The 11,585-nt window shown below is 38.9% G+C and carries 12 protein-coding genes; 2 read left to right on the top strand and 10 right to left on the bottom strand.

The genetic code is table 11. From position 1 onward, the window contains the following. Positions 1–17 precede the first annotated feature (17 nt). The 4 genes from trhO to H8B21_RS04325 form a co-directional block, all read right to left on the bottom strand. Entirely contained in the window at positions 18–1,019 is a 1,002-nt protein-coding gene (gene trhO, locus H8B21_RS04340) for an oxygen-dependent tRNA uridine(34) hydroxylase TrhO (RefSeq protein WP_190312537.1), read from the bottom strand. 95 nt (positions 1,020–1,114) lie between these two features. Further along, the gene (locus tag H8B21_RS04335; protein ID WP_190312536.1) at positions 1,115–1,366 is read right to left on the bottom strand and encodes a DUF3820 family protein; all 252 of its coding nucleotides are present in this window, start codon (positions 1,364–1,366) and stop codon (positions 1,115–1,117) included. 6 nt (positions 1,367–1,372) lie between these two features. Then, a complete protein-coding gene (locus H8B21_RS04330; RefSeq protein ID WP_190312535.1) occupies positions 1,373–2,131 on the bottom strand; it encodes a glycosyltransferase family 2 protein in 759 nt (252 codons plus the stop codon). An 8-nt stretch (positions 2,132–2,139) separates the two neighbouring features. Beyond that, positions 2,140–3,048, bottom strand: coding sequence for a glycosyltransferase family protein (locus tag H8B21_RS04325; RefSeq protein ID WP_190312534.1), 909 nt, complete (start codon positions 3,046–3,048; stop codon positions 2,140–2,142). A 236-nt stretch (positions 3,049–3,284) separates the two neighbouring features. Here H8B21_RS04325 and H8B21_RS04320 point away from each other — a divergent pair, with 236 nt between their 5' ends. After that, entirely contained in the window at positions 3,285–4,187 is a 903-nt protein-coding gene (locus H8B21_RS04320; RefSeq protein ID WP_190312533.1) for a glycosyltransferase, read from the top strand. A 12-nt stretch (positions 4,188–4,199) separates the two neighbouring features. Here the strand turns inward: H8B21_RS04320 and H8B21_RS04315 are convergent, their stop codons facing one another. The 6 genes from H8B21_RS04315 to H8B21_RS04290 form a co-directional block, all read right to left on the bottom strand. Continuing rightward, positions 4,200–5,354: a TDP-N-acetylfucosamine:lipid II N-acetylfucosaminyltransferase gene (locus tag H8B21_RS04315; protein ID WP_190312532.1), complete on the bottom strand. Its 1,155-nt coding sequence runs from the start codon at positions 5,352–5,354 to the stop codon at positions 4,200–4,202. Beyond that, entirely contained in the window at positions 5,341–5,976 is a 636-nt protein-coding gene (locus tag H8B21_RS04310; RefSeq protein WP_190312531.1) for an acetyltransferase, read from the bottom strand. Before H8B21_RS04310 ends, H8B21_RS04315 begins: the two co-directional genes overlap by 14 nt. Beyond that, on the bottom strand, positions 5,970–7,061 hold the full coding sequence (locus H8B21_RS04305; protein WP_190312530.1) for a DegT/DnrJ/EryC1/StrS family aminotransferase: 1,092 nt from the start codon (positions 7,059–7,061) through the stop codon (positions 5,970–5,972). Before H8B21_RS04305 ends, H8B21_RS04310 begins: the two co-directional genes overlap by 7 nt. Then, positions 7,058–8,497, bottom strand: a complete 1,440-nt coding sequence (locus tag H8B21_RS04300; protein WP_190312529.1) for a lipopolysaccharide biosynthesis protein — start codon at positions 8,495–8,497, stop codon at positions 7,058–7,060. Before H8B21_RS04300 ends, H8B21_RS04305 begins: the two co-directional genes overlap by 4 nt. A gap of 77 nt (positions 8,498–8,574) precedes the next feature. Beyond that, positions 8,575–9,318 (bottom strand): DeoR/GlpR family DNA-binding transcription regulator, encoded by a 744-nt coding sequence (locus H8B21_RS04295; RefSeq protein WP_190312528.1) that lies wholly within the window; start codon positions 9,316–9,318, stop codon positions 8,575–8,577. Between the two features lie 104 nt (positions 9,319–9,422). Then, a complete protein-coding gene (locus H8B21_RS04290) occupies positions 9,423–10,412 on the bottom strand; it encodes an aspartate-semialdehyde dehydrogenase (protein WP_190312527.1) in 990 nt (329 codons plus the stop codon). A 225-nt stretch (positions 10,413–10,637) separates the two neighbouring features. On the opposite strand from H8B21_RS04290, the gene H8B21_RS04285 reads away from it, so the two are divergent. Continuing rightward, complete coding sequence (locus H8B21_RS04285; RefSeq protein WP_190312526.1) at positions 10,638–11,585, top strand: NAD-dependent epimerase/dehydratase family protein; 948 nt, start codon at positions 10,638–10,640, stop codon at positions 11,583–11,585.

Genomic DNA, 11,585 nt, shown 5'->3' with positions numbered 1-11,585 from the left:
TGACTTGCTTTAAAATGCTATTGCTGATTATTTAAAAGTGCTGTTTTCTCCTTTGGAGGAAATTGCTTATGTTTTCTTTTGCTGATTTTTTCTTCGTTGACCGGCTGTGGTACTTTTACATAATAACCGGTACCATCATAAGGCCGTTTGCGAGGGTGTTCCATACAAGCAGGAGTGCAGCAACCGTCCATTTTCCAACCACATTCATCACATTGAGTGAAATGCTCGTTACACTCGGGATTGGCGCAGTTAATCATCTTAGACGTGATTTTTCCACAATTTCTACAGGTGGAAACAACCGTTGGATTGACCTTATTGACATCCACTGTAACGCGATTATCAAATACGTAGCATTGACCTTCGAAATCTTTACCATCGACCTCTTTACCGTATTTAATAATGCCGCCATGGAGTTGGTAAACATCGCTAAACCCTTCTTTTAGTAATAGGGCAGAAGCTTTTTCGCATTTGATCCCACCCGTACAGTAGGTCAGTATCTTTTTGTCTTTATATTGTTCTAGTTCTTTTATCTTCTCCGGAAATTCACGGAAGTTCTCTATGTCTAATGTTACCGCATTTTTAAATCGGCCCACAGAATGCTCGTAATTGGAGCGCACGTCCAAAATCACGACATCTTCCTGATCCTTCATTTCCATAAAATCTTTTGGCTCTAAGTGTTTTCCCGTTTCTTTATTGGGGTCGATTGACGCTGGATTGCGTAATCCCGAGTGCACAATTTCGGGTTTGTATCGACAATGCATCTTGATAAAAGATGGTTCATCTACGTCGTCAATCTTAAAGTCCGTTTTATTGAAACGCTCATCGGCGTGTACAGCATCCATATATGCTTGACAAGCTTCTGGCGTTCCGGAAACGGTACCATTCAACCCCTCGTCAGCGACAATAATACGTCCTACGAGACCAAGTGATTTACAAAATTCGAGATGTTCCGCAGCAAACTGTTCTGCATGTTCGATTGGACTGTAACAATAGTACAGTAATGTTTGATATTTTGCCATGTTCATTGATACCGCTGCAAACGGCGTTTAATGTTTTAAATAAATTTTTCTGGCACAAAAGTACGGAAAAAATGGGATTGAAAAATTGATGTGCGTCATTTTTTAGTAAGCGGCTTAAGTAAATACTCCAAACCATTCAGCTTTATTTCATAAAGGGTGGCCAGCTGCATTCCGAGCTTACCTTTGGGAAAACCTTTTTGATGAAACCAATTTAAATAAGGTTCAGGCAGATTACATAATAACCAGCCTTGATATTTGCCAAAAGGCATCTTCGTATTCGCCAGTTCTATCAATATCTCCGGCTTCAACAGGTTTTCGTCTTTGTTCTTTGCTCCTTGGTCTTTCATCCTTATCTATTCTCTAGTTTTGCCGTGTTTTAATCGGTGTAATATAAGACGAGCGGCGATAACACCATGATTAACCATGTTGGTGAATGTACCGTAATATTTTTTGAAAATTACATAGCGTTCTTTCAAACTCTGTCGATGGCGTTTTTGCGTCATGCCACCGACAAGGTATTTAGCTACATATTGGTTGACATTAACTATTTTATTAGCCTTTTTTGCGGCACGGATTACCCAATCGATATCAGCACTGAGTTGATATTGTAAGTCATATGGTTCAGCAATACTACGTTTTATATAAATTGCTTGGTGACAGATATTCATGCCATAACGGAATGATTTCCAGTCGAAACGTTTTGGTGTTTTATGGCGGCGGTCACCGATAATGTTACGCTCTTCATCTATCAGTTTTGTTTCTCCATAATAGATATCAGCGTTTTCTGCCGAAGAAAGGACTTTTTCCAGTGTCATATCTTCATATAATTCATCACCCGAATTGAGGAACAGAACATAATCTCCAGTGGCGGCGGCAAGTCCCTTATTCATGGCATCATAGATGCCGTTGTCTTTTTCCGAAATGAGAATAGATATCTCTTCTCGGTATCGGTCTATCACATCGAGCGTACCGTCGGTAGAGAGGCCGTCTACGATAATATATTCCAATTCAGCATAGGTCTGTTTCATGACCGACCGGATGGTGTATTCAATACCACGGACATCGTTATAGACCACCGTTATAATAGAAACTTTAGGTAAAAGCTTATTCATATTCCGTATCATTTCCTCCCAAACTTTTTAATCAAGAATCGGATTAAGCGTTCGGCAATATTTCCTTTTCTATGCACATAAAAATGTTTGATAGCTTCATAGGCCTTTTTATGCTCACTGATCTCGTTAGGGAAGTACTTTACTTTTTGAGTTGATAGTTCCACACGGTAAACATCGTCGATATCCGAATGGGTGCCAGAACCGTCTGTTCCGATATTCTGTATCATGGATTCCCGTGGGTATAGTACCAAACCATCTTGATTGAAGATGGAAAGATACCAGCGGATAGCCCAGGAGTTGATCTTTCCAGCTTTAAATTCCATAACTTGCTTCCAGAAATTCTCGGTCCCCTCTATGCTGAAACGCCTTATATCTTTTCGCTTGAAATGCTTTGTCAAGGCATCGATATCTGGGTTAAAATGGTCCCATGCCCTTTTCCAGGTTGCCCAGCCCCAGCTATTTGCTGCCCGGAAGAAGAACGATTTGGGCAATCGTTTCGGGTGTTCTACGGGGTACATGTAACCGCTGATTTCCATAACCTCTTCATCATGTTCATAGCGATGAAGCGCATCATTAAAGTACATTAGGGCATAGAGAGAGGTTTCTAGGTCATCTTCCAATACAATAGCCTTACCGTGTTCGTTGATGATTTTAGTGACACCGTCAATTACATTTTCGGCAAGCCCCCAGTTTTTCTGACGTTCAATAATGGTAATATGCTGAAAATCCCAGGGCTCGCGGATAATGGCACGTACCTGATTGACATCTTCTACGGCATCTGCGTTTTTTGCTGCATCCGAGATGATGTATAACAGCGAGTCCTTGGCCAATAGGTTCTTTTCCAAAGCCTCTAGCGTCCTTCTAGTGTGCTTAGGACGGTTGTACACAAATAATATGATAGGAGCCAGTGTTTGCATGCATTACAAAGGAACAAAGAATGATTCAAAAACCGTGCTAATATTTATTTATACCGCATATCATTGGTTTATATAACATATATACTTTACGGTATAGTGTATACATTTTGTAATATTATGTATGTTTTAACAAATAATATACCTACTTCTCGAGCACGTTACCCTGAGATGAACGGCAAATAATTATATATCTGTCTAAAATTGGTTACATTTGAAGCATTATTTTCTAAAAAAATATGCAACAGTTAGCTCCTATCATCTTATTTGCTTATAATAGACCTAGTCATACTAGACAAGCCCTTTTAGCGTTACAGAAGAATTTGCTAGCTGAAGATAGCATACTTTATGTTTTTTCCGATGGAGCAAAAAGCCATGCTGCGGAAGACGCAGTAGAGGAGGTTCGTTCGCTATTACGTGAGCCGTGGAATTTCAAGGATATACATATTATCGAACGACCAAAGAATTTCGGGTTAGCGAAGAATGTGATTGATGGAGTCAGTAATGTCATAAAAAAACACAGAAAAGCTATCATCTTGGAAGATGATGTACTGTTTTCAAAATATGCATTGACTTATTTTAACGAAGCATTGACCCGTTATGAAAATGAAGAACGTGTGATGCATATCGGAGGATTTGTATATGAGTTAGATAGGTCAAAGCTGCCTGAAACTTTTTTTACACGATATGTAGCGAGTCAAGCTTGGGCGACATGGCAGAGGGCTTGGGATTTTTTGGACGAAGACATAAATAACTTAGTCCAACAATTTGATGCAAATAAAATAGCGGCTTTTACTTTCGATAATACGATGAATTTTTGGCGTCAGATACAACAACAAAAAGAGAAGAAAATAGATTCGTGGGCCGTCCGCTGGTATGCAAGTGTTTTTCTGCAAGGAGGATTGGCGCTATCTCCTCATCAGTCGCTCATTGAAAATATTGGACATGATGGCACTGGTGTGCATTCAGACGTTAGTCGAATATTTGATGTGACTGTCCGCGAAGAGCCAATTAGAAATTTCCCACCTATAGTGGAAGAGTCTAAAGAGGGGTACTTGGCTTTAAGGCATTATTTTAAACATAGAAAGGGAAATATAATAGAACGTGCAATTCGTTTCGTCAGAAATAAGTTGAATAAATAAAATATCTATTTCTTAACCTTCTCCAATCAAGTTTTTCATCATATCATTATACATATCCGCACTGAAATATCTATGATAACATGCTCGATTATGTATGATTTCTTCTTCCGAAAGGGGGGTGATTTGATGCATGTCTGACAAATCTTTTTCAACGGAAAATACCACAAAATCCCGATTACGTAACCATTTCAACACCGTATTCTCTTCTCTCAAAAATACTTTTGCACCCATATTCAGCAATTGAAATATATTGCCTGCTGCTTCCTGCCGTTTCATACCAAATATAGCTACTTTTACCTTAGATAGTTTTTGTTGATATTGTACTATAGGCATAAAATCACGCAAGATTTCTGCTTTTTCGCCAAATAGTCTGATAGCATCATCCTCTACTATATCTGCATATTCCTTATTCCCATAGCTTAAAGGTATGAGAAGGCTATATCTGGTGTCCGAAAAGCCCAATCGGTTTAATAACCGAAATATATATAAGTGATTACCCGAAAATGAAGCAGAATGGTTGATAAGTATGATGTCTTCTTTTTCTTTTCCGGAAAAAGCAGGGTTGCCTAAAGCATGATAATAGATAAAAGGCTTGAATACAGCATTATTTTTGAAATACGACTGATAAAGTTCAAAGTCATATTCATTCCAAAAACAAAAATAATCGACCTGGCCAAATGCCTTGAACATAGTCTGTCTGATCGTTTTGCGAAACCAGAGTAAATATTTTAATTCTCGGATGATGCGCTGCAACATATTTTTCTTCTGAAGCAATCCGGGATCATCTAAAATATGGTAACCGCGATACTGCTGAAGATATCCATACAAATCACCACCATAAAATATCCAGTAAAATTTCAGTGAAAACCGTTCTAAAATTTTGTTTGTGATACTGGCTTTGAAATTATCCAGATAGTGGATAAACAAGTTCTCCACGTTATTGGTGCGGATAATATGATAGATTTTATTTTTGAGCTCAGCATCCCGAATTTTAAATATTTGTGCTAGCGTGTTTGGGGATGTATCTTTTAAGTCAGATCCCGCATATAACAATACAACATAGATGTTTTGGTGGGGGTAGTATCTTTCAAATTGCCTGATAGCCCCATCCGTAAATTTGTCATCATGTAAAATATGTAGATTTCTCTTCGTATTAAAGTCCGTCATTTTTTCTCAATATACGAGCAGGTGTCCCTGCCACAATAGTGTTATCTGGAACGTGTTTTGTAACTACGGCTCCTGCGCCTATGATACAATTTTTACCAACCTTTACTTTAGGAAGTACGGTGGCATTGGCTCCAATATGGGTGTAATCGCCCACACAGGCATGTCCCAATATGGTCGCTCCAGGAGATAATTCAACAAAATCCCCTAATACACAGTCATGGGTTATGACAGCGTGGTAATATATTAATGGCGCCAGACCGATTTTGCTGGTATTACTGACACAGGCATGTGCCAAAATAGTAGCTCCAATACCTATAGAGCAGAAATCTCCAATTAGGGCTGACCTGTCTACAGCAGTACATAAATCTCCACCTAAAGAGATAATCTTGTGATATAATTTGCCCCTTAACGAAGGATTCCCTAGACCCAATACAAATGAATTACCATTACTTCTGAAATACGCTTTTAAATCATTGTCGCTGCGCAACACAGGATATTTGTCCAATACATATTCCGGAGAGGTTATTGTATTATCAAAAAAAACAATATGCTCATCTTGCTCTATTTGGGAGACAATATGAAGTACTTCTTTGGCAAAACCACCCGCTCCTATGATTACCATGATGTATTATTTTGTACTCTTAATATCACACTGCAAATAAAATTTACTTCCTCCAATGTTAAATCATAATACAATGGGAGACAAAGAACCCGTTTAGAAATATCATCAGAAACCGGATATTCTTGAGAATCCAGATACGGAAGACATGAGGAAAGAGACGGATAAAAATATCTTCTAGTTAAGACCTGATTTTTTTCCAGTTCCTCCATGACATTTAATAGCAGCTGCTCGGTTTGCAGGATTATCGGGTAATAAGCATAATTCCGGGATGCGTCTTTGTTCCAAACAGGAAATAAGCACTTTGCAGATTTTAAATTAGCGTTATACTTTTCTGTAATTTCTTTTCTTTTAGATATTATATCCCTTACATATTTTAGATTAGCTAAACCCATTGCAGCATGGAATTCGGAATTTTTCCCGTTGATGCCTAGGTCACTGTATTGATTGAAGCCGGATATTCCGAAATTACGCATCAGAGAAGCTTTTTTCAGAAGCATTGGGTCTTTGGTAGCGACCAATCCTCCTTCGGTAGAATGGTACAATTTTGTTGCATGCAAGGAACAAATGCTAATATCTCCGTATGTCAAGATCGATTTGCCTTTATAGGTAATAGCAAAAGCATGTGCAGCATCATAGATGACCTTAATCTTATATTTATTAGCAATCTTATCTATTGCGTCGATGTCACAAGGGTTACCATACACATGTGTTGCTAATATCGCCGTAGTATCCGGAGTAATTGCTTGCTCTATTTTGGTAGCGTCAATAGTTAGCGATTGAGAATCTATATCAACAAAAACAGGATTGCACCCTTCCCATACAATGGCGCTTGTAGTAGCCACAAAGGAAAAAGGGGTCGTGATGATATCTCCTTTCAGCTCTAATGCCTTGATGGCTATTTGCAGACCTATAGTCCCGCTGGTCACATACAACAAATGTTCTACATCTAAAAATTTCTTGAGATGATCTTCCAGCTCGCTCGAAAGGGGGCCTATATTCGTAAGCCATTGCCTTTTCCAGATTTGATGTATATAATGTTGATATTCGTCAATAGGAGGTAGGAACGGGCGCGTCACATATATCATGATGAATAACTTTTTATAGTTTTGATAATAAATAACAGTTGTTTTGATTTAATAATCCAACATATACCGAAGTAGAATATAAACCCGGCTATAAAACTAATCAAAATTTGTAAAATCAAAACATTTCCCTCAAGGAGAGATATAACTTGTTTCATCACCAAATACATTGCACCTGAAATAAGGAGTGTGGGCAACATTTCAACAAGCTGTTGCTTTGTGGAATAGCCAATTAATTCTTTGCTATAGTATGTGTTTACCAATAATGCGAGAAACGACGACGCTACAATACTCCAGGCCAGTCCTAATATGCCAAAATTCCAGGCAATGGCTATACATAATGCCATCAGTATTTTCTTGATGATTTCCAGACGCAAAAAGAGATTAGTGCGACTATAAACTTTAAGGATATTCAGATTGACCGAATGTATCGGATATAGCATACTTGCCAAACAAACTATTTGAAAATAAGGAACGGCCGGCAACCATTTTTCCTTCCAAAAAAGCTCAAAGATAAGCGGAGCCATTGCTGCCAAAGCTAACATCATCGGTGCGTTTATAAAAAGAGAAGTTCGAATAATCTGTTTATAAGCGTTAGAAGTTTCTGTCTTGTTATCCTGAATATTGGACAATAAAGGATAGGTCACCTTACTGACAATGTTAGTGAGAATAGAGGTAGGATACTCATTGACAGCGCGTCCCCGATCAAAATAACCCAACGCATCGACCGTGTACCTTTTTCCGATAATAAAATTGTATATATTCTTGAACGCGGTATCCAGTAAAGCCGATAACAAAAGTTTGTAGCCAAAGAAAAAATGCGTCTTTGCTTTTTCTTTTTTGAAAATAAATGAAGGTCTCCACTTTGAAACATACCATAAACCTAGGCTCTGCACGATTTGGGAAACCAAGTACAGCGCCACTAATGACCAGACCCCAAAACCGAAATAAGCCATTAATATAGCAATAAGAGGACCTAATATGGCACTGGGAATACTGATTAGCGTAATACTTCTAAATTGTAGTTGCGATGATAATATGGATAACTGTACCGTGGAAAAAGCCGAGATAATAAAAGCTAGACAATACCAGCGGATTAAAGAAGATAGTATAGGCTGATCAAAATAAGATGCTATCCAGGGGGATGCGACATAAAGCAACAGGTACATGATCACTCCCAAACCAAGATTCATCCAAAAAACAGAAGAATAGTCACCATCATCTGCATCTTTTGTTCGAATTAACGAGTTGCCAAATCCGCTTTCTACGATGGTATTACCTACTTGTACAAACAGACTGATCATAGCAATCAGCCCGAAGTCATTTATGGAAAGTATATTTCCTAATACAACAGCCGTAACAAACCCAAATCCTTTGTTTATCAACGATTCGGAAAATGTCCAAATGATTCCAGAAACAGCCTTTTTTCTCGTAGACATTATTCTTCGCCCTTATAATAAGTGATTTATTATCATATGGAGTCAAAACCATAATATATGTCAAAATAAAGTAGCCATTACCTCACTTCAATCTGATGTGCAAATTCTCTTAATTTAGGGTGCTTGGGATCAAGGTCTGTAACCAAGTAAGTGACATCCCGTAAGGGAGCAACACGCATTTTCTGATTAGAGTTCAATTTCTCTGCAATACTGAGGATAGCAAGATTCTTAGAACATTTGATCATTGCCCGTTTAATCTGGACAACTTCCCAATCTGAATCTGTGATACCTTCGTCCAACGACAAACTATTCGTTCCGAGTAAACAGAGGTCTACCCGTAGGTCAGAGAGCTCATTGATAACCTGTGCACCCGAAACAATATTTGTGTTTCGGGATAATTTTCCACCAATAAGAATAACATCAATGTTGTCCTTCTCTGCTAATTCCAGTGCAACGAGCGGACTGATAGTAAAGAATGTGCATTGAAGATCGTTAGGAACTGATCGCGCCAATTCAATCATAGTTGTTCCGCCACCTACCAACACAGTCATTCCACTTTGTATCAATTCGATGGCTTTGTGAGCAATCTCTTTTTTTGACTCCTTAGCATACACGTTCCCCTCCTGAAAAGGAAATTGAAAGGATTTGGATAAGGCTCCTCCGTATACTTTTAACACCTGCCCATTTTCGGCCAGTTCGTTCAAATCGCGTCGTATAGTATCTTCCGATACGTTCAGCTGTACACTTAGGTCAGATGATAATACCTTGTTGTGTAGGTTTATCTGATGAATGATATAAGCCTGTCTTTCTTCCTTTAACATGGTGTAAGATAAAAAGTAAAAATCAAAAAGTAAAATGTCTCCTACATTTGTACATAACAGATATAGGAGACAGTACCTTAAAATTATCTAATGTTGTTCGGCGATTAAATCAATCTTTTTTTAAGAAGCAATTCAGCGATCTGCACCGCGTTCGTTGCCGCTCCTTTTCTAAGATTGTCTGCTACAACCCAAAGATTTAATGTTTTATCTTGCGATTCGTCACGACGGATACGTCCTACCAAAACCTCGTCTTTACCATGTGCATCTTTCGGCATAGGATATTGGAGATTCGCGGGATCGTCGACAACAATAACACCTTCTTGTTCGGCTAGCAATTGACGTACTTGAGCCAAATCAAAATCATTTTCAAATTCTATATTTACAGCTTCCGAATGCCCTCCCATAACTGGGATACGTACGGTTGTTGCTGTAACGCGAATAGAATCGTCACCCATGATCTTGTTCGTTTCTTGAATCATTTTCATTTCCTCTTTTGTATATCCGTTGTCTTGGAATACATCAATATGAGGGATGACGTTTAAGTCGATTTGATATGGATACGCTTTTTCACCATCTTTTCCTGCCCGCTCATCCATCAACTGGTTGACAGCTTTCACACCTGTGCCTGTAACAGATTGATAAGTAGACACGACAACACGTTTGATTTTATACTTCGCATGCAATGGCTGAAGTACAACCACCATTTGGATGGTAGAACAATTTGGGTTTGCAATAATTTTGTCCTCTTTCGACAACACCTCACCATTCACTTCTGGAACAACCAATTTTTTCGTTGGATCCATACGCCATGCGGACGAATTATCGACCACCGTGATGCCCGCTTCGGCAAATTGTGGCGCATACTCTGTTGAAGTACCACCTCCTGCGGAAAATAAAGCTACATCAGGTTGAAGCGCAATAGCTTCTGCCGGCGTAACGACCTTGTACTTCTTTCCCTTAAACTCGATTTCCTTGCCCTTGCTCCGCTCCGATGCTACTGGAATCAACTCTGTTACCGGGAAATTACGTTCCGCTAAAACGGTCAAAATCTCTGACCCTACAAGGCCCGTTGCGCCTACTACTGCAACTTTCATAATTGAATTTGTTTTATTTGTTTAAGATGTTAAATAAATTACAATAAATTTAAGATACCAAAAGTAAGAAAATAAAAATATATTTCGCAATTTATTGCACACAACGTAACGTTTTTCCATGAATATTTACAGATTTATAATTTTAAGTATTTCTGTAAAAAAAGGACAAATCAAGCAATCGATTGCTGTTCTATTTTGCCTATAAAATGCGCTAACTTTGCCATAATGAAAGAGCGTATAGTAATGATTGGAGCGAACGGCCAAATCGGATCAGAGTTGGCATCAGCTCTTCGCCATAAATTCGGTGCTGAAAACGTTATCACGTCAGACATTCGAGAACCAAGTACATTGAAAAAGGACGAGATTTTTGAAATCATCAATGTATTAGACAAATCTGCGTTAAAGAGCTTGTTTGAGAAGTATAAACCAACACAGGTTTATTTACTTGCGGCCATGCTTTCCGCGACTGCTGAGAAATATCCGCAGAAGGCCTGGGACCTCAACATAAATGGTCTATTAAATGTATTGGATCTCGCATTGGAACTCGATATTAAGAAGATTTTTTGGCCCAGCTCCATCGCCGTTTTTGGGCCGCACTCTCCAAAGCAAAACACGGATCAATATTGTGTAATGGATCCCGTTAGTATCTATGGCGTAAGCAAGCTGGCCGGCGAAAGGCTTTGTGAATACTACCATCATAAATATGATCTGGACATTCGCAGTATTCGCTATCCGGGGATTATTTCCTGGAAGACCGCACCGGGAGGTGGGACAACAGATTACGCTATCGATATTTTTATTGAAGCCTTAAAGTATCGTAGATATACTTGTTTCCTTTCTGCTCACACAGCCTTACCTATGCTCTATATGGACGATGCGGTACGTGGAACTATCGAACTGATGGATGCTCCTGCAGGACAAATCTCTATCCGCTCAAGTTATAATCTCGGGGGGGTATCTTTCACTCCTGCACAGATTGCCGAAGAAATTAAAAAAATTCTTCCTAATTTTGAGATGTCCTATGTTGATTACGACCCACGTCAAGCAATTGCTGACTCTTGGCCTGCAAGCATAGATGATGCTTATGCAAATAAAGATTGGGGCTGGGAACCTAAGTTTGATTTGGCGTCGATAACAGAAGACATGATTGCGAACCTCAAAACAAACGTATAG

This window comes from Sphingobacterium chuzhouense (assembly GCF_014692525.1).
GTDB classification, from domain to species: domain Bacteria; phylum Bacteroidota; class Bacteroidia; order Sphingobacteriales; family Sphingobacteriaceae; genus Sphingobacterium; species Sphingobacterium chuzhouense.
This window is presented reverse-complemented; position numbering and strand designations above follow the sequence as displayed.